Consider the following 19,436-nt stretch of genomic DNA (forward strand, 5'->3'; position numbering starts at 1 on the left):
CCCATCGCAATGACAAAAACCACTGCAATCTACTTGGACAATGCAGCTACCACCGCATTGGACGATCGCGTGTTGGAAGCCATGTTGCCCTTCCTGAAAAATCAATTCGGAAATCCTTCTTCTGTACACAAACAGGGCAGGGAAGCCCGCGTCGCAATCGAAAAGGCCAGAAAGATGGTGGCAGGCCTGCTAAACGCTTCTCCCGGTGAGATCGTATTTACCTCCGGCGGAACAGAGGCAGACAACACCGCTATTTTGGGAGCGATCACTTCACTGAATCTCACGCAGGTCATCAGTTCGCCCCTAGAACACCATGCCGTACTTCATGCCGCTGCCGTATATGCAGAACGCCTTCAAATACCATTTACGCTATTGGAGGTCGATCAGCAAGGAAATCTAGACCTGAATCAATTGGCAAGGCTATTGGAAAAGCACCCAAAAAGCCTTGTAACCCTTATGGAGGGCAACAATGAGATCGGAAACCTCAACGACCTCCATGCAATCGGAAACCTTTGTAAAGAATCGGGAGCCTTTTTTCATTCCGATACCGTTCAGACGGTGGGGCACTACCCCCATAACCTAAAGTCCATTCCCGTTGATGCCATTTCGGCATCCGCCCACAAGTTTCACGGGCCCAAAGGCGTCGGTTTTCTTTATATCAAAAAAGATCGGAAGATCAGTCCCTTTCTGCACGGCGGATCGCAGGAGCGAAACATGAGGGGGGGAACTGAAAACGTAGCCGGCATCATCGGACTGGCAAAAGCATTGGAAATCTCCTACCAAGAAATGGACAGCCACGCGGCCCATATCAAGCAACTGAAATCCCATTTTATCCGACAACTTCAACAACAGATACCGGGTATAGGGTTTAACGGCAGATCCTCCGATCTGAACCAAAGCCTTTACACGGTGCTAAACGTTAGCTTTCCGCCCTCTGAAAGCAATCAGGGCATGCTATTGTTCAACCTGGATCTTCAAGGAATATCCGCGTCAGGGGGATCAGCCTGTAGCAGCGGGGCTACGCTAGGATCCCATGTACTACAGGCTTTACGATGCACTGCCGAAAGAGAATCGGTGCGGTTTTCCTTTAGCCGTTTCAATTCCGTGGAAGAGGTCGATTACACCGTAGCAGCATTAAAGTCACTATATTCCTAAAAGGGTAATTTGCCCAGGTCTACATTTCCGCCGGAGAGAATAATGCCCACTTTTTTTCCTTTGAAGGTTTCTGGATTCTTTAGGACCACTGCCAAAGGAACTGCACAACTTGGTTCGATCACTATTTTCATTCGTTCATAGACCAAACGCATCGCCTCGATGATTTCTGTGTCATTCGCTGTAAGAATATCTGCTACGTAACGGCGTATGATTGCCCAGTTGAGATTACCAAGCGACGTCAACAACCCATCGGCAATGGTTTTTGGGTTTGTCATGGGAATCAGGCGATTTGCCTGAAAAGAGCGATAAGCATCGTCTGCGCCTTCCGGTTCCGCCCCGTAGACCTTGCAGGTTGGCACCAAGTAGTGCGTGGTCAGTGCTGTCCCGCCCAGTAAGCCGCCGCCGCCAACAGGAGCTACCAGGGCATCTAATAAGAGTCCGTCCTCCCATATTTCGAGCGCACAAGTAGCCTGCCCCTCTATAACATCCAAGTGATCGTAGGGAGGAATAAAAGTAGCTCCAGTGTCCGCGACCACCTCATCCAACGTGCGCTTACGTGCCTCAAGGGTAGGTTCACAAAAAATAATCTGACCACCGTAACTTTCCACCGCTTTCTTCTTGATATCCGGAGCCGTAGTTGGCATCACGATATATGACTTAATACCGGAGGCACTTGCCGCCCGGGCAAGGGCAGCTGCGTGATTTCCGCTCGAATGGGTGGCGACCCCCCTTTCCATCTGTTCCTTTCCCAGCTTAAGGACTGCATTTACAGCCCCTCGGGCCTTGAAGGCACCAACTTTCTGGAAGTTTTCGCATTTGAAATAAATCTCACAACCGGCGAGGGTGTTGATCGCAGTGCTGCTGAGTATGGGCGTACGATGGATCATGGGCTTTATCCGCTCATGGGCTGCCCGAATTTCCAATAGCGTAGGAAGGGTAATATCCGAATTCATACAGGTGTGGAGTTAGAGAACCAAAGGTAAGCGATCCGGCGAAAAAATCGTATGTTTGCCTTTATGATGAAATGGGAAAATCTACTCAGGCCTTTGGAGTTGAACAGCCATACTTCACACGCAGGACCCCTGTCGAGAAGCATTTTTGAACGCGACTTTGACCGAATCATATTTTCTGCTCCGTTCAGAAATTTGCAGGACAAGACCCAGGTATTTCCGCTTCCGGAAGATGACTTCGTGCATACAAGGCTCACCCATAGTCTCGAGGTAGCATCGGTGGGCCGCTCACTCGGGAAAAGCGCCGGAGAGTACCTGGTCGAAAAATACCCCGAAATAAGTGAACCCCATTTCCGCATAGGCGATGTCGGGGCGATTGTCTCTGCAGCAGCCCTTACCCACGATATTGGAAATCCTCCCTTCGGCCATGCCGGAGAGGAAGCTATCTCAGACTTCTTCAAGTTCCACCCTTATGGGCAGGCTTGGAAACCCTGGCTATCGCAATCCGAATGGGCCGACATGATCCGATTTGAAGGAAATGCCCAGGGGTTTCGCATGCTAGTTGACAAACAAAACGGCATACGGATCTCCGCAGCTACCTTGGCAGCTTTCACCAAATACCCCAGACCGGCACATGTGGAAAAGGAATTTCCTGACCGAAGGAGCCAAAAGAAGTTCGGGTTCTTTTCCGGTGAACTGTCCACTTATCGTGAGGTGGCGGAAAACCTCGGGATCATTTCGTTGGGGCCTTCTTCTTGGGCGAGGCATCCCCTGGCCTTTTTGGTAGAGGCCGCAGACGATATTTGCTATAGCATCATCGACCTGGAAGACGGCTGTACGCTGGGATTGGTGCCCATAGAGCAGGTCATCGAATTACTCGCAGCCATCATTGGGGAGCGATTTTCCCCTTTAAAACTCACCCAATACCCTAGCGACAAGCAAAAACTGGGAATCTTGCGAGCCATGGCCATACAACAACTCGTATCTGAGACGGTGGCTGCTTTCCAGGCCCATGAACCACAAATGTTGAGCGGGGATTTTGACCGGGCACTGACGGACGAACTTCCCTCTTCCCCGGTACTTACGGCAATCAGCCGTCTTTCGGTCGAAAAAATCTATCGATCCCAGCCTGTTTTGGAAAAGGAGGCGGCCGGATTTCAAGTCATTGAGGGGTTACTCGAAGTGTTTTCCAAGGCCATTTACCATCGTTTCCATACTACTTCCCAGTTTTCGGGAAAGGATAAAAGCATTTTGAGATTATTACCTCAAGGCTTCCCTTTGGGTGGCGAAGTACGTCCCTACGAACGTCTTCGGGCATTAATGGACTTTGTCTCGGGCATGACAGACAAATATGCCTTGCTGCTCTACCGGAGGGTTAAGGGAATAACCTTGCCCGGGAGTTGATCGGTTTTTTCCAACTTTGGCGTTAACATCAATGGGTTTTCTATTAACTTTACGCCTCCTTTTGTGGGAGTTAGTGGCTCAAAGCGCGACAAAAAAAGTGCTTCGCCAGTCAATTACGTATCCTTACAGGCAAAAAAGACCAAACCACGGTGAAAAAATATCAGGAGTTTAAACAGGTGCAATACCCTGAAATTGGTGACAACATTTTAGCATTTTGGAAGGAAAATCAGGTTTTTGAAAAATCGGTACAAAACCGTCAGGGGGCAGAAACTTTTACCTTTTTCGAGGGGCCGCCCTCGGCCAATGGAACTCCAGGCATCCACCACGTCATGGCCCGGACCATCAAGGACGTATTCTGCCGATACAAGACACTTAAAGGATTCCAGGTAAAACGAAAAGGCGGGTGGGACACCCACGGCCTTCCCGTGGAACTTCAGGTCGAAAAAGAGCTGGGCATCACTAAAGAGGATATCGGGAAAAGTATATCGGTGGAGGAATATAACCGAAAATGCCGGGAAACGGTGATGCGTTTTAAAAACGAATGGGATGATCTTACCGAAAAAATCGGCTATTGGGTCGACCTGGACGACCCTTATATCACCTTTGAAGCTCCTTATATAGAAACCCTGTGGCATTTATTAAAGAAGCTTTACGAAAAAGACCTATTATACAAGGGCTACACGATTCAGCCGTATTCCCCGGCGGCGGGTACGGGTCTCAGCTCCCATGAGTTGAATCAGCCGGGCTGCTACCGGGATGTAAAAGACACCTCGATAACCGCACAGTTCAAACTTACCGGTACAGAGGACACCTATATTTTGGCTTGGACCACCACGCCGTGGACACTTCCCTCCAACTCCGCCCTTGCAGTTGGCGAAGGTCTGGTATATGTAAAAGTAGCCACTTTCAATCCCTACACCCATCTGCCCCAACAGGTAATCTTGGCGAAGGATCGACTAAGTGCCTATTTTAACCCAAAAGCGGAAGGCTTGGATTTCGCAGAGTATAAAGCGGGAGATAAGCTGATACCATACCAGATCATTGAAACGCTTTCAGGAAAGGATCTACTAGGCCTTGAATACGAGACCCTTTTTCCGATCCCGGCACTTGCCCTGCCCCACCCCGCATTTACAGTGATCGCAGGAGATTACGTTACCACCGCAGACGGAACAGGTGTCGTGCACCTGGCGAAAGCCTTTGGAGCAGACGACTTTCGCACCTTGGTGCAGAAGGGAGTCCCGGGCATATTTGTCACCGACGAACGTGGCAACGAGCTGCCGGTAGTGGACAAACAAGGCAGATTTCTTCCGGTCGTGGGGAACTACCTCAGGGAAAAAATGGTGGAGCACGGTATCACCGCCCACAAAGATCTGGAGCCATCGGAGTTTTATGTAAAAAACTACCCACAGGACGACGAAAACCACCCCGACTACAAAAGTACGGACGTGATCATTTCGATCATTCTCAAAAACGAGAACAAAGCCTTTAAGGTAGAAAAATACGAACACAGCTACCCGCACTGTTGGCGAACGGACATGCCTATCCTGTATTACCCGCTCGAAAGCTGGTTTATCAAGACAACCGCCTACAAAGACAAACTCGTAGCCCTCAATAAAACGATCAACTGGAAGCCGGAGGCTACCGGAACCGGAAGGTTTGGAAACTGGCTGGAAAATCTGGTGGATTGGAACCTCAGCCGTTCCCGATTCTGGGGAACACCCCTTCCCATTTGGCTGACGGAAGATGGTTCGGAGTCCCGATGTATCGGTTCCATCTCCGAATTGGAAGCGGGAATCTCCGAATCAATCGCCAAGGGCTTTATGGAGGTTTCCCCGTACGAAGGCAAAGAAATTGATCTTCACCGACCCTATGTGGATGAGGTTGTATTGGTATCCCCAACAGGTAAAAAAATGTTTAGGGAGCCAGATCTGATAGACGTTTGGTTCGACTCTGGGGCAATGCCCTACGCACAGTGGCACTACCCCTTTGAAAACCAAGATGTATTTCACGCCAACTACCCCGCTGATTTTATTGCAGAAGGGGTAGACCAAACCAGGGGCTGGTTCTTTACCCTGCATACACTGGCGGTTATGTTGTTCGACAGCGTTTCCTTCAAAAATGTCATCGCCAATGGGCTTGTACTGGACAAGAATGGAAATAAGATGTCAAAACGGCTGGGTAATGCCGTCGACCCTTTTAAGACCCTCCAAGAATATGGGGCAGATGCACTCAGATGGTACATGCTCAGTAATGCCAACCCCTGGGATAACCTGAAGTTCAATGTAGACGGGGTCGTGGAAGTGCAACGCCGATTCTTCGGAACCCTTCAAAACACTTACAACTTCTTTGCCCTGTATGCCAATCTGGATGCTTTTACTTATGACCCGGCAACTGCCACCCCGATAGACCAACGCCCGGAGTTGGATCGCTGGATACTTTCCAAACTTCAAACACTATTGAATGAAGTGGGCGGTGCCTTGGACGACTACGATGCCACGCCGGCAGCCAGAGCCATTATGAACTACACTGTGGACCAACTGTCCAACTGGTATGTGAGGCTGTCCCGAAAAAGGTTTTGGAGAGGCGACATGAACGCAGACAAAAAAGCAGCGTATGAGACCCTGTACGAATGCCTATTGACCATCGCCCAAACCATGTCACCCATTGCTCCGTTCTATGGGGATTGGCTTTACCAAAACCTAACGGAAATAAACCGCAGTTCCGGCCAGCAACTCCCAATATCTGTCCATCTGACTGATTGGCCCGTAGCTAAACAGGAATATATCAACGAGGATCTGGAGGTAAGCATGGAACTGGCGCAGGACATTTCCTCCTTGGTACATTCCTTGCGGAAAAAAGAGCGCATTAAAGTGAGGCAGCCGCTGCAAAAGATCCTGATACCCGTGCTGAGTGAAAAGACCAGAACCCAAATCCAACACGTAGAGGAACTGATTCGATCAGAGGTAAACGTAAAGGAGATCTCGTACATCGACGATACATCGGGCATTTTGGTAAAGAGTGTAAAACCAAATTTCGCCTTGCTAGGTAAAAAATATGGCCCCAAATTGAAACAGGTAACCCTGCAGATACAAAAATGGGGTAAGGACGAAATTGCCCTAATTGAGCGGGATAGACGGCTTTCGGTGGAATTGGACGGAGAAACCATCACTATTGAGCTGGAAGAAGTACTTATAAGTTCGCAGGACATTCCCGGTTGGTCGGTTGCCAGTGAACGTGGTGTCACGGTGGCCTTGGATGTTACCGTCACCGAATCGTTAAAACAAGAAGGGATCGCGAGGGATCTGGTGAACAGAGTGCAAAACCTCCGAAAGGATCTTGGATTGGAGGTTCAGGACAAGATCAGCATACAACTTGAAAAATTGAACGAGGAGGTGGATACTGCTATCGCCACCTATGCTTCCTATATTCAGCGTGAAACACAGGCATTGGAGCTTGGTTTTGTTGAACATTTGGAGGATGGGTTGGTGCTGGATATGGATGAATTTGTACTCAGTGTACGCGTAAGAAAGGTGTAATATGCCCCAGCGGGTGGGGTAGCCGTTCCCAAGGTTATTCCCCAAAACCCAATCAGGCTAGAAGGATAACAAAGCATTTTGCAGCTGATAATCGAAGGAGTGGCTAGCTATTGTAAGTGTTTCTCCGTATGATTGGGGTGCGGTGTGCCAAAAGTTATGCTTGCAAAGGATTTGGCTATTCAAAGACAATAATAAAGAAATGAACTACGTAAAATATTTTGCCATTACGTTGGCGGTGATAGTGGTTGACCAAATCGTAAAAATGGTAGTTCACTACCAAATGGACTTTGGAACGGCCGGGCAGATCAAGGTACTTGGCGATTGGTTCAAGTTGCATTACACCACCAACCCCGGAATGGCCTTTGGAATGCAGCTTGGATCGGAGTATGGCAAGTTGATTCTTACCAGTTTCCGCCTGATCGCGATGTTTGGAATAGGCTACTACCTACATATGCTTATCCAAAAAAAATCCCATCCTGGCTATATTATTTGCATAGCGATGATTTTGGGAGGGGCGATCGGGAATTTGATTGACAGTGTTTTTTATGGCGTTTGGTTTGGCAACGCCCCTTACGACGCGCCTAGTCCGTGGTTTCATGGTCAGGTGATTGACATGTTTTACATAGACATCTGGGAAGGTTTCATTCCAGAGTGGGTACCCCTGTTTGGTGGAAGTTACACGGCACTTTGGCCCATTTTCAATATCGCTGATGCTTCCATTTTTGTGGGGGTGGCGATCATTCTGATTTTTCAAAAACGCTTCTTCGATGAAGAAGACAAACGAAACTCCGAGCAAAAAACCGAGCTGATAAATGGCAATTAGCCCTTGCAAAACAACCAGGAAGGTTTAGGATCCTCGGCGTATGAGCCTGCAATTCATTAAAAAACCAAATACTTTGCCTACTTTTGACAAACAACACAGCTAAAAATTCAACGGCAATGGAATTTAAAAAATTCAACAGGTTAAGGGCAAACTACGAGGAGTTTATTGAAACTGCCGAAAGAGATATACATGGTAAGCATGCCATACAGCAAACGAAGTCGGTATGGTTTGACAGGGCGACGATAGAAAAACTGCTGGCTTTGACAGACCCGAAAAAAGGCGGCATCAAAATTTACTTCGGGCAGTATGACGAGGAAACCCTGCCGGAGATCGACGATACGAAAGCTAAAAAGCAAATGGACGGACGGCTGACGGTCATATTAGCAGCATCTGACGAAAACAAAGATCCGCAAGAAGAGACCCAAGTAATAAACAACGGTTGGTTCTGCCCTCCAAATTGCGGTTGATTTGCCATGATTGAAATTCTACTCAAGCCCTACAACCTTTCTCTCTTGATTGGTCTTTTGGCTGCTATCGGCTATAGGATCCGCTATTTTCATGAAAAGGATAAAGTTCAATGGATTATTATTGGGCTACTTTTGTTCGTGGTATTCTTTGAGTTCTACGCCTACCACCTTTTCAGTCAGAAAAAGTCAAACCTGATCGTTTACAATATCTGTTCGGTATTCCTGGAAACATTGATTTTGTTTGTCTATTTCCGACAGATAAGTACCTCTCTCTTACTAAAAAAATATACGATTGTTTTTCCAATAGTCTTTTTACTTTTTATCCTACTCAACCACTTTTTGTGGCAGCCCTTCCTGACCTCCTACCAATCCTATTCCTTTTTCGTAGCGGCTATCGGGATCTGCTTATTTTGCTGCCTCTATTTTTGGGAAATCATCCGGTACAACCTTTTTATAGATAAGCCTCTTTACGCAATGCCCCACTTTTGGAATGTTGCCGCCCTGTTAGCGTTTTTTTCCGCCGGCTTTTTGTATGCGCTTTCGGCAACCAAGATTCAACTAATTATCGAGGAACAGCAGCGTTTTCTGACCATGCTATTAGCTTATCTAAATCAGTTTCTTGCTGGTTTTTTATACCTTGTATTGGGATTTTCTTATTGGATTGCCCGCATCCTTGCCCCTAAAAACCAACTAAAACCCAGTTGACGCCGGTTTTTTCCCATTCAAAAAACATTCATCCCGCAACTTAATTTTTAGCAGAAAGGGGACGATAATTTAATCCCACGGACTTATCTTGCAGGTAAATAGACTTTCGATTCTCGCGTCCTGCAATTCCCCGCCCATGGCAACTGATGAGATTTCATTTGAACTTTTCATAATGCTGGTCGCCGGCATTGTGGGCTTGTTCCTAATGGCTGGATTTGTAGTTGCCATGGTATTGATACATAGGCAGCGCCAGGTCAAATCCCAACATAAAATGGCCTTACTTAAGGCCGAATATCAAAACACGCTACTGAACGTGGAAAAAGAAATCCGAGAAGACACGCTGCACTATGTAAGTCAGGAACTCCACGACAACATCGGACAGATGCTGTCCCTTACGAAACTGGTACTAAGTAACCCGGACCCGGCTTCCATTTCAGAGGGCAAGCAACTCATCAATTCCATCATCAAAGAGGTGCGCAGCCTATCCAAATCAATCAATAGAGACTATATTAAAGACGTGGACTTTTTAGACTTTCTTTCGGAGGAATTGACAAAGATAGAAAGAAGTGGCTTTTGCAGGACGAATCTACGACACCCAACCCAACCCATTGTCCTCCAGGATGATAACAAAAAGCTTATTTTGATCCGTCTCGTACAGGAATGCCTGAATAATTCCATAAAACATGCCGAGCCCAGTCTTATTGAAATCCATGTGGCCGAGCAAGAGGGTACGCTTCACCTCGAAATTTCCGACGATGGCAAGGGATTTGACCTAACGAAAGCTTCGAGCGGACTCGGGCTGAGAAACCTTCAATCACGGATGGAGGCCATCGCGGGAAGCCTATCCCTCGATTCGACGCCGGGGCTTGGAACCCGCATACACATGTCACTGGCCATATAGCAACCCCTGAATTCACCTAAACAACGATGACCAAAACAACGACCAAAATAGTGATGGCCGATGACCATAAGATGTTTGCCATCGGTATCGCCAACATCCTGAAAAGAGAACCGGATCTGGAGGTTGTGGCCGTTCACAATTCAGGTAAGCACGCCTTGGCTGATTTAGAGCGATATTCCGCGGATTTACTGCTCACGGACATGAACATGCCGGGTATGGATGGCATCGGGCTTATTCAGCAGGTAAAGAAAACGAATAAAACGATAAAAATCATCGTATTGTCTATGTACGACGATGAAGAGATTTTCAAGCGATGCCTCAAACACGGCGTTGACGCGTATGTATTGAAAAATGCAGATCCTGATGAACTAATCTATACGATAAGGGAAGTGATGGAAAACCGGCATATCGCCGATTTTCAGCGGGTTCTGTATCAGGCGGAGGAAAGTCCCTACGAGGAACTGGATGCTTACAGGCTCAAGTTTAAACTGTCCCGCAGGGAAATCGAACTATTGCGATTTTTTGCCAAGGGCATGAGTAACCGGGAGGTGGCGGAGAAGCTAAACCTAAGCATTCATACCGTCGAAACCCACCGAAAACATATCCATACAAAACTACGGGTAACCAACATGTCGGAACTTATCAAGAAGGCCATCGACATGGGGCTAGAGTGATCCTTCGGCATTAACCAAAGAATTGCTACGCCAGCAGCGATCAAGAGATCAGGCGCCTTTCAGCCTCGCGATGGGAGTAATGCCGCCACGGGTCTTTTGATCTGGGGTCACCAATACCTCTGCATCAAGAGGTAAAAAGACATCTACCCGAGACCCAAACTTGATGAACCCGTATTCGTGTCCCTGAACTACCGGGTCACCCTCTTTGACGTACCATTTGATCCGTCTCGCCAGTGCGCCGGCTATTTGCCGCACCATAAGCTGTACACCGTTGGGATGTTCAACAACCATGGACGTCCGTTCGTTTTCGGTACTGGACTTGGGATGCCAAGCAACGAGGTACTTGCCCGGGTGGTATTTGAAAAAACGGACAATCCCTGTGATTGGGGACCTGTTTACATGCACATTGATAGGAGACATAAAAATGGATACCTGCATCCTTTCATCTTTTAGAAACTCGTCCTCGGTTGTCCGTTCTATCACTACTACTTTTCCATCCGCAGGCGCATAGACAAGCTGTTGGTCATCGGGAATAGGTATGGTGGGGTTTCTGAAAAACTGCAAAACCAGCAAGTAAAAAACAATACTGATCAACATGATCACGTTCAGCAGGGTTTCATTTTCCCCCAAGAGCTGGTGAAGCCCAAAATTAACGCCCGCCAGGATGATCAGCATCCAAAACAGCAGTGATTTTCCTTCTTTATGTATGGTCATGTTTATATCGAATCGCTAGGTAGTACCTGTGCAAAAATATGGCTTTTTTTATAGTTGTTTAAAAAATTTTCAAAAATGCGACAATAAAGGGAGTAGAAAGCAGGAGTCCATCGAAGCGATCCATAAAACCACCGTGGCCGGGAAGACCGCGACCGGAATCCTTGATATCGATACTTCGCTTAAAAAGGGACTCGATAAGATCACCGTAGGTTCCCGCAATAATGATAATGGCTGCTATGCTAAACCACTGCCAAGGCTCCAGAACCAGAAAATGTCGGGAAATGAGATAGGTGACCGCCAACGCGGTAAAAGCCCCTCCCAAGCTGCCTTCCCAGGATTTTTTAGGGGAAACCCGCTCAAATAGCTTTGTCTTGCCAAATCGGGTACCCGCAAAATAAGCCCCCGAGTCGCTGGCCCAAAGAATCAGAAGCGAACCTACGATAATTTCGTAATGAAAGGTCTTATCAACGGCAAAAGCCGCTACCGTCAGTAAAGAAAACGGCACCGCCACGTAGAATATACCCAAAATGGTGTAAGCGATTCCAGTGAAGGGCTTTTTGTCAGACTTACGGTAAAGCTTGATAAAAAAGATCATGGAAACCAAGGGGAAAACCAGAAAGTAATACTGTATGGGTATAAGCTTCATCTCCTCCAAAAATGTCAGCATAAAGATCATCACCCCTATGAAGGTACCAAAGCTCTTTAGGGGCAGCATGCCATCCAATCCCGACAACTTATAGAATTCCATTTGGGTAAAGCCTAAAATGGTACCAAACACGACAAAATACGCCCACTCGCTGTAAATTAGGCTTCCTATGATTATCACCGCCCCTACAATTGCGGTGATTACACGTTGGACAAGATTACTATAGTTGCTTATATTAAAACGTGATCTCATGGGTTATGATGGTTATCGCCTGCATCACCTCATCGACCGAGGTCATGACCTCATATTTTCCGTGGATATGCCAAACGGACTCCTTTTTATTCAAGATTACGGCTGTTATGCCTTTTTCTGCCAATACTCCTTTGACGATTTCAGCCCGAATAGGTGAATCGGTTTCGTACACCTTATGCCATTTCGCCATTTGGTTTCTTTTGGGGGTAGATTCGGATAAAATACCGGGCACTGATTCCAAAAACGACCATTCCCAACAGTATGTAGTGCCAGTACAACTCGGTAGTCTCCTCCAAGTTGAAGTCCACCATTTCCAGTTTTGCCCCAAAAATCATAAAAATGGTAAAGGTATTGTTCAAAACATGGGCAATGATGGGATAAACCAGACTTCCGGAATAGACATAAAGATAGCCAAAAAGCGCTCCAAGCATCAACCGGGGTACAAACCCATAAAACTGAAAGTGAATAGCGGAAAATACGGCTGCTGTAATCCATATACCCAAATGGAGATTTCCGGTATACTGGCTTATTTTGGGCTGCATAATACCCCGAAAAAGGTATTCCTCCCCTACTCCTGCCATGATACCTATAACAAATACACCCATCAGCAACTCTCCGGTACTGGCAAAATCGGTAATGAACAGCGTCAATTTCATCAATTCGTCTTCCTTTTCTTTTAGGATACGCTCCAGCCCCGCCAAGGCATCGGGAAATTGTACATGGGCATTTAAATAGACAAAAAGAGAGTTGACCATGATAAAGCCACCAACGAGCGGAAGCAACACCATTAATCCCCTGAGCTGCACGCGCTCCAATTGCCTGGACAAATCCAAAGATCTTCTGTCCACGAAACGGACAAATATCCAGCCCCCCAACAGAAAGGCGCCTCCGCCTCCTAAAGCTTGAATAAAAAGTAGGGCCATGCGAGCATTTTCATGGGTAGATTCGCCCACCATCACCGCCATGATCTCCTTTAAAGGCAGTTCAAAAATCAGCGGCACCAATACGAGTGCGATTCCCTGCGTCACCAACAGTGCCCCAAACACGATCAAAAACAAGATCACGAATGAAAGGATCCAGTGGTGGTTTATCGGTCTTCCTGCTTTGTTTTCGTAGATTTCCATATCTCGGAGTAAATTTACATCAAATCAACGTCCCTACAAGGCAAGGAGGCAATTACCCTTCATATTAATCCAACACGGGCGAATTAGTTTTGAGTAAAACCTTGATTTCAAGCCAAAATGCCCGAACTTTGCCAAAAAAAATCGAAAGGTGATAAAAATCGGTGATATAGCGTTGGGAGAGTTTCCGCTGTTGCTTGCCCCTATGGAAGATGTGAGTGATCCTCCCTTTAGGGCAGTTTGCAAAGAAAACGGGGCCGATCTGATGTTTACGGAGTTTATCAGTTCGGAAGGACTGATTCGGGATGCGACAAAGAGTGTACAGAAACTGGACATCTTCGACTACGAAAAGCCTATAGGCATCCAGATCTTCGGAAACGAAATTGAATCCATGCGCGAGGCAGCGGCCATTGCGGCCGCCGCAAAACCCGACATCCTGGACATCAACTACGGCTGCCCGGTACATAAGGTCGCCTGCAAAGGCGCCGGCGCGGGTATTCTGTTGGACATCGATAAGATGGTTTCCATGACCGCAGAAATTGTTAAGGCCGTTGATATCCCGGTTACCGTCAAGACCCGCCTCGGTTGGGACGAGCATACCATCCGAATCCAAGAAGTGGTCGAAAGACTACAGGATGTAGGTATTCAGGCCATCAGTATCCATGCCCGCACCCGCAAGCAGATGTACAAGGGACAGGCCCGTTGGGAATACTTGGCAGAGGTAAAAAACAACCCGAGGGTCAAAATTCCTGTCTTTGGAAATGGTGATGTAGATTCCCCGGAACGTGCCAAGGAATACAGAGAGAAGTACGGGGTGGATGGAATCATGATCGGAAGGGCCAGCATAGGATACCCTTGGATTTTTAATGAAATCAAGCACTATTTTGCTACCGGCGAGCTGTTGCCTGCCCCCGATCTGAATGAGCGGATCCGGGTCACCAAAAACCACCTGGATTTCAGTGTAAGGTGGAAAGGCGAAAAACTTGGCCTGCTCGAAATGCGAAGGCACTATACAAACTACTTCCGTGGAATGCCAAATTTCAAACCCTTCCGTACCGAGTTGGTAACCTCCGAGGATTATGGGCATGTCCTGGAACTGCTCGAAACCATAGGAAATGCATACGCAGACTACGAGTTCCAATAGTGTTTTTTGCAAGCTGTACCGATGAATAGCTTTTTCTTCACGTTAACCACTTAATTCTTGCCGTTTCGATCGGTACAAAGAATGGTCTTCTCTTTATGACAAAATCAGACCCGAATAACCATCAGCTAAAGAGTTGGCTTCTTTTGGTCCTGCTTTCGTTGATATGGGGGAGCTCGTTCATTCTGATTAAGAAATCCCTGCCCGTCTTTTCCCCCGGAGAGGTGGGTGCATTCCGCATTGTAGCTGCCGGATTGGTATTATTACCTGTAGCCATGCCCTTGGTAAAAACACTGAACCGTAGGCAGGTAAAGTTCCTGCTGATCATCGGCTTGGTGGGTAGTTTCATCCCTTCTTTCCTTTTCGCTACCGCACAAACCAGACTGCCAAGCTCGCTGACCGGCGTTCTGAACGCACTTACCCCCTTGATGGTTGTCTTGATAGGAGCTTGGCTCTTTGGATCCCTAATCTCGCGTAGAAATGCGCTCGGGCTCCTGATTGCTTTTGTTGGAGTGGCCATCCTTATTCTTTACCGGGCGGACAGCGGGTGGAACCTGTTTGCAGGGATAAACCACTATGCCTTATTCGTATTGGCGGCCACGGTTTGTTACGGCTTTAATGTAAACATCATCAAATTTAAGCTGGCAGAACTCAGGCCTGTGGCCATTACAGCAATTTCATTGATGATGGTTCTGCCGATGGCGGCCATTTATCTTTTTGCGTTTACGCGGTTTTCGTTCAAGATTGTCCATGTACAGGGGGCTTGGCTGCCCGCTTGCTACATTGCCACACTTGGCGTAGTGGGAACCGCACTTGCACTTATCATCTTCAACACGATGGTCAAACTGGTATCTCCTGTATTTGCGAGTACCGTTACCTACTTGATACCAATTGTTGCCATCGCCTGGGGGGTATGGGATGGCGAATCCCTACTTCCTTGGCATTATATTGGCATTGCAGCGGTAATTTTGGGTGTGTGGGTGGGCAATCGGAGACCAAAATTGCCAAAGTCCTAGCGGAAATTGGTTAGTGTCTGTATTAATGTTTACTTTTAAATTCCATGTTTGAAAATTTCCTGAACATCGACAAAGTAATCCTCAACCGACTGATACAGACGGTTTTGGTAATAATCGTAATCCTACTGATCAACAAACTATCGGTAAAATTCATCTACCGCGGTGATTCGGAGGAGATGCGAAAGCAGTATCACTGGCGGAAGGTGGTCGAATACACGACTTCCGTGATAGGGCTGCTCATTATCGGCAATTTATGGGTGAGCAACTTTCAGTCGATTACCACCTTTTTGGGGTTGCTGTCCGCCGGTATAGCGATTGCTTTGAAGGATATCTTTGTGAACATTGCCGGGTGGGCATTTATCTACCTCCGAAAACCGTTCGATGTAGGCGATCGGATCGAGATCGGCGGCATCCGGGGCGATGTGATCGATCTGCGGCTTTTTCAGTTTAGCCTGCTGGAGATCGGCAACTGGGTAGACGCCGACCAGAGCACAGGTAGGGTGATCCATATTCCAAATGGCAGGGTTTTTCTAGATCCACAGGCGAATTATACCATTGGATTTAATTTCATCTGGAATGAACAGACCATTTTCATTACGCTGCGCAGTGACTTCAAAAAAGCCAAAACAATTCTTTTGGAGATATTAAACGAACACCTCAAGGATGAAATCATAAAGGCGGAAAAGGAGTTTAAACGGGCAAAGCACGAACACCTGATTGTATACAAGCAATTTACTCCCATGGTATTCACCAGTATCACCGAGCGTGGGATCCAGCTTTCCATGCGGTACCTTTGCAACCCAAAGAAGCGGAGAATGCTGACCCATGCGATTACCGAATCGATTTTGGAAAGACTGGGCCCCGAAGACAATATACGCATCGCCTATCCTACCTCCACGGTATTGGTACACCAGGACCAGGTGCATCCGGCCACTCATCCAAAGGAAGGAAAAACCTAGTTGGGAAAGGCCTCCCAGCCAATAGGCCTCCCAGCGTCCCAAAAACTAAACCCTTGTACAATATCACTTTTTAACTAATTTTGCGGCTATGACAAAAAAAGACCAGTCGCAGGAAAATAATCAGTTGAAAGATATAATCGCCCATGCAAAGGAGTATGGGTTCGTCTACCCTTCATCAGAAATCTATGACGGTTTGCAGGCCGTCTATGACTATGGTCCGTACGGAGTTGAGCTGAAAAACAACCTCAAAAAACTTTGGTGGGAGTCCATGACTCGGCTACATGAAAACATCGTAGGAATTGACGCGGCAATTTTCATGCATCCGACCACCTGGAAAGCGTCCGGCCACGTGGATAGTTTCAACGACCCCATGGTAGACAACAAGGACAGCAAAAAGCGGTATAGGGCCGATGTGCTCATCGAGGAAAAAGCCGCACAATTCGAAAATGCCGGTGATACCGACCGGGCAAAGTCACTCTTGTCGGCGATGGCCAGACTCATGGAAGCAGAAGACTTCGCTGCCCTTCGGGATCTATTAATAAATGAAAATATCAGTTGCCCCATCAGTGGAACCACCAACTGGACGGATATACGCCAGTTTAACCTGATGTTTTCAACTCAAGTTGGATCCGTCGCCGATGAGTCAAGCACGATCTATCTACGTCCGGAGACTGCCCAGGGAATTTTTGTCAATTTCCTCAATGTCCAAAAGACGGCGCGGATGAAAGTGCCCTTTGGTATTGCCCAAATTGGCAAAGCTTTCAGAAACGAGATTGTGGCCCGACAGTTTATCTTCCGTATGCGGGAGTTTGAACAAATGGAGATGCAATTCTTTGTTCGTCCCGGCACCGAATTGGATTGGTATAAAACATGGGCGGAAGCACGGCTCAACTGGCACAAAGCACTGGGAATACCCACCGAGAAACTACGCAGACACGACCACGAGAAACTGGCGCACTATGCAAACGCTGCCCTCGACATCGAATATGAATTCCCTTTCGGATACAAAGAAGTTGAGGGCATCCATTCCCGAACGGATTTTGATCTAAAAAGCCATCAGGAGTATTCCAAAAAGAAACAACAGTACTTTGATCCTGAGATCAATCAAAACTATATCCCCTACGTTATCGAAACTTCGATTGGTGCAGATAGGCTATTTCTGATGACGCTATGTAATGCCTATGTGGAGGAAGAAGTTGACGGTAAGCAGCGTACTTACCTGAAACTTCATCCTGCGGTAGCACCTGTAAAAGCGGCGATACTTCCTCTGACAAAAAAGGATGGTCTGCCCGAAAAAGCCAGGGAGATCGTCGAGGCGTTAAAGTACGATTTCAACATAATCTACGAGGATGCTGCCTCCATAGGAAAGCGATACACCCGCCAGGATTTGATCGGCACGCCATTCTGCATCGCAGTGGACCACCAAACCTTGGAAGACAACACCGTCACGATACGTCACAGGGATACAACGGAACAGGAGCGTGTATCCATCAGCGAATTACATGTCAGACTGACCGCGGCATGCAGCTTCCGAACTATCTTCGGGTTGCTGTAATTGGCCAAAAAATATAAAACCGCGGAAAGGCGCCAACTTATGGTTCCTGCCCGCGGTTTTTTAATGATTACAGTTTTTCCAGCTCTACTAGGATATTTCCTGATTGATCCTGCATCACCAACTTGTTGGCGTTATAGATGTAATTGACACTACTTTCCAGGTTTTTCAAATAAATACGCTCCAGTGCTGCGTCCTCACAGGATTGGTTGTTGGTATACAGGGTAGAGAATTTGATCTGTTGTTGGTTGTAGGTAGCACCGCCACGAAACTCATTACACCCCGCAAAACCTCCAATCTCCTGCCCCTCTTTAAACTCAAGGGTTAGGCTTTCCAATTTAGCTTTGGGAGCATTGGATCCTGCCAACTGGGTGACCTTCCAGTCGTAATCTGAAAGCTGTATCGGCTCTGAACTACACGCAGAAAAAAGGAAAAGGCACAAAAAGACAAAAGTAGGGATAGATTGTAAGCTCTTCATAACAAGTATGTTTTATGGGTTGAAAGATAAGGTGATCTGTTACCGGGACGGACCACATTTCGATAGAATCACCCATATACAATCAAATACCGTTCTAAACTTGCATTGGATCTCACTTTTTTGAAGTACAGACAAAAAACGACCACCCTTTCAAAGCCTGTTCCGATTCGTAACCTAGCCATAAATCCGTGAGCCTACCTGAGCAACAGCGGCGATTGGATCCAGTGATTGGGATCGGGACAATTGCGCCGGTAATGTGCCAAATCACGCTGCCGGCACACGCCTGGATAGTCGCCGAGGTACCCCTCCATGTCGACAATCAGCTGAATATGGAGGTGGGGCGGCCAATTTCCATTCTCGATGGGAGCTCCCAGATGGCCGATACAATCCCCCGGCTGAAACGGCTGTCCTACCTCAAGGCGGGATAAATCTGACCGCTGTAAATGACCATATAAACTGTGGAATTTTTTCCCCTCAAACCAATGCTCTAAAATAACGGTGGGCCCGTAGTTACCAAGTCCCCTATTGTCGTGAAAACTATGCACCTGGCCTTCGAAAGGACAAAAAATAGGCATGCCCACCTGTGCCCAAATATCTACCCCCAAGTGGATGTTCCGGTATTCATCTGTCCCTAAGGCGAACACCTCGCTCCTGCTGTAGATCACCCTGTTTTCCAAATAACCCCCTAACGCAAATGGGCGACGTTCAGTGGCCATCCAGGCCGCAATGAAACCGACGAAACGGTCACTTTCCATATAAACCTCCGCGGACAATCGTGGATTCCCCATGCTCAAGTCCATACAAAAGGCGTTCTCTTCGACCAGAGAGGTTCCCATCAGTGGATACACGGCAGGCGGTATAAAACTTGAACTCATCGTTACATTTTCTGTAAAATTACCAAATGCATACTTCGGATTAACAATTTTCTAAAAATCGGGCCTC

Annotated in this window: 19 protein-coding genes; 12 read left to right on the forward strand and 7 right to left on the reverse strand. The window is 47.3% G+C overall.

Annotated elements, in window-relative coordinates:
* Positions 1-9: 9 nt before the first annotated feature.
* Entirely contained in the window at positions 10-1,155 is a 1,146-nt protein-coding gene (locus ADIS_RS03260; RefSeq protein ID WP_010852884.1) for a cysteine desulfurase family protein, read from the forward strand.
* Here the strand turns inward: ADIS_RS03260 and ADIS_RS03265 are convergent.
* Positions 1,152-2,108, reverse strand: a complete 957-nt coding sequence (locus ADIS_RS03265) for a pyridoxal-phosphate dependent enzyme (RefSeq protein WP_010852885.1) — start codon at positions 2,106-2,108, stop codon at positions 1,152-1,154. The genes ADIS_RS03260 and ADIS_RS03265 overlap by 4 nt on opposite strands.
* A 63-nt stretch (positions 2,109-2,171) precedes the next feature.
* On the opposite strand from ADIS_RS03265, the gene dgt reads away from it, so the two are divergent.
* From dgt to ADIS_RS03300, 7 genes are all read left to right on the forward strand, one after another.
* Positions 2,172-3,509 (forward strand): dGTP triphosphohydrolase, encoded by a 1,338-nt coding sequence (gene dgt, locus ADIS_RS03270; RefSeq protein ID WP_035804529.1) that lies wholly within the window; start codon positions 2,172-2,174, stop codon positions 3,507-3,509.
* Positions 3,510-3,658: 149 nt separating this feature from the next.
* Positions 3,659-7,045 carry an isoleucine--tRNA ligase gene (gene ileS / locus ADIS_RS03275; RefSeq protein ID WP_010852888.1) on the forward strand — a complete coding sequence of 1,129 codons (3,387 nt, stop codon included), beginning with the start codon at positions 3,659-3,661 and terminating at the stop codon, positions 7,043-7,045.
* Positions 7,046-7,244: 199 nt separating this feature from the next.
* Complete coding sequence (locus tag ADIS_RS03280) at positions 7,245-7,868, forward strand: lipoprotein signal peptidase (protein WP_010852889.1); 624 nt, start codon at positions 7,245-7,247, stop codon at positions 7,866-7,868.
* Between the two features lie 116 nt (positions 7,869-7,984).
* Positions 7,985-8,335, forward strand: a complete 351-nt coding sequence (locus tag ADIS_RS03285; protein WP_010852890.1) for a hypothetical protein — start codon at positions 7,985-7,987, stop codon at positions 8,333-8,335.
* Positions 8,336-8,341: 6 nt separating this feature from the next.
* A complete protein-coding gene (locus tag ADIS_RS03290) occupies positions 8,342-9,040 on the forward strand; it encodes a hypothetical protein (protein ID WP_010852891.1) in 699 nt (232 codons plus the stop codon).
* A 136-nt stretch (positions 9,041-9,176) separates the two neighbouring features.
* A complete protein-coding gene (locus ADIS_RS03295) occupies positions 9,177-9,941 on the forward strand; it encodes a sensor histidine kinase (RefSeq protein ID WP_035804490.1) in 765 nt (254 codons plus the stop codon).
* A 26-nt stretch (positions 9,942-9,967) separates the two neighbouring features.
* The gene (locus ADIS_RS03300) at positions 9,968-10,615 is read left to right on the forward strand and encodes a response regulator transcription factor (RefSeq protein WP_010852893.1); all 648 of its coding nucleotides are present in this window, start codon (positions 9,968-9,970) and stop codon (positions 10,613-10,615) included.
* A 48-nt stretch (positions 10,616-10,663) separates the two neighbouring features.
* Here the strand turns inward: ADIS_RS03300 and ADIS_RS03305 are convergent, their stop codons facing one another.
* Genes ADIS_RS03305 through ADIS_RS03320 form a run of 4 tightly spaced genes read right to left on the reverse strand, consistent with a single transcriptional unit; the run spans position 10,664 to position 13,351 of the window.
* Complete coding sequence (locus tag ADIS_RS03305; RefSeq protein ID WP_010852894.1) at positions 10,664-11,329, reverse strand: phosphatidylserine decarboxylase family protein; 666 nt, start codon at positions 11,327-11,329, stop codon at positions 10,664-10,666.
* A 58-nt stretch (positions 11,330-11,387) separates the two neighbouring features.
* Positions 11,388-12,227: a phosphatidate cytidylyltransferase gene (locus tag ADIS_RS03310; protein WP_035804492.1), complete on the reverse strand. Its 840-nt coding sequence runs from the start codon at positions 12,225-12,227 to the stop codon at positions 11,388-11,390.
* On the reverse strand, positions 12,211-12,417 hold the full coding sequence (locus ADIS_RS03315) for a putative signal transducing protein (RefSeq protein WP_035804494.1): 207 nt from the start codon (positions 12,415-12,417) through the stop codon (positions 12,211-12,213). The genes ADIS_RS03310 and ADIS_RS03315 overlap by 17 nt, the downstream gene beginning before the upstream one ends.
* Entirely contained in the window at positions 12,401-13,351 is a 951-nt protein-coding gene (locus tag ADIS_RS03320; RefSeq protein WP_010852897.1) for a CPBP family intramembrane glutamic endopeptidase, read from the reverse strand. Before ADIS_RS03320 ends, ADIS_RS03315 begins: the two co-directional genes overlap by 17 nt.
* A gap of 148 nt (positions 13,352-13,499) precedes the next feature.
* Between ADIS_RS03320 and dusB the strand changes: the two genes are divergently transcribed.
* The 4 genes from dusB (at position 13,500) to ADIS_RS03340 (ending at position 18,019) form a co-directional block, all read left to right on the forward strand.
* Positions 13,500-14,492, forward strand: a complete 993-nt coding sequence (dusB, locus tag ADIS_RS03325) for a tRNA dihydrouridine synthase DusB (RefSeq protein WP_010852898.1) — start codon at positions 13,500-13,502, stop codon at positions 14,490-14,492.
* Between the two features lie 95 nt (positions 14,493-14,587).
* Positions 14,588-15,505: a DMT family transporter gene (locus tag ADIS_RS03330; protein ID WP_010852899.1), complete on the forward strand. Its 918-nt coding sequence runs from the start codon at positions 14,588-14,590 to the stop codon at positions 15,503-15,505.
* Between the two features lie 44 nt (positions 15,506-15,549).
* Positions 15,550-16,464, forward strand: coding sequence for a mechanosensitive ion channel family protein (locus tag ADIS_RS03335; protein ID WP_010852900.1), 915 nt, complete (start codon positions 15,550-15,552; stop codon positions 16,462-16,464).
* A gap of 88 nt (positions 16,465-16,552) precedes the next feature.
* Entirely contained in the window at positions 16,553-18,019 is a 1,467-nt protein-coding gene (locus ADIS_RS03340) for a glycine--tRNA ligase (protein ID WP_010852901.1), read from the forward strand.
* Positions 18,020-18,086: 67 nt separating this feature from the next.
* Here the strand turns inward: ADIS_RS03340 and ADIS_RS03345 are convergent, their stop codons facing one another.
* On the reverse strand, positions 18,087-18,494 hold the full coding sequence (locus ADIS_RS03345; RefSeq protein ID WP_010852902.1) for an META domain-containing protein: 408 nt from the start codon (positions 18,492-18,494) through the stop codon (positions 18,087-18,089).
* 194 nt (positions 18,495-18,688) lie between these two features.
* Complete coding sequence (locus ADIS_RS03350) at positions 18,689-19,369, reverse strand: peptidoglycan DD-metalloendopeptidase family protein (RefSeq protein WP_010852904.1); 681 nt, start codon at positions 19,367-19,369, stop codon at positions 18,689-18,691.
* Positions 19,370-19,436 lie beyond the last annotated feature (67 nt).

This window comes from Lunatimonas lonarensis (assembly GCF_000390185.1).
GTDB classification, from domain to species: domain Bacteria; phylum Bacteroidota; class Bacteroidia; order Cytophagales; family Cyclobacteriaceae; genus Lunatimonas; species Lunatimonas lonarensis.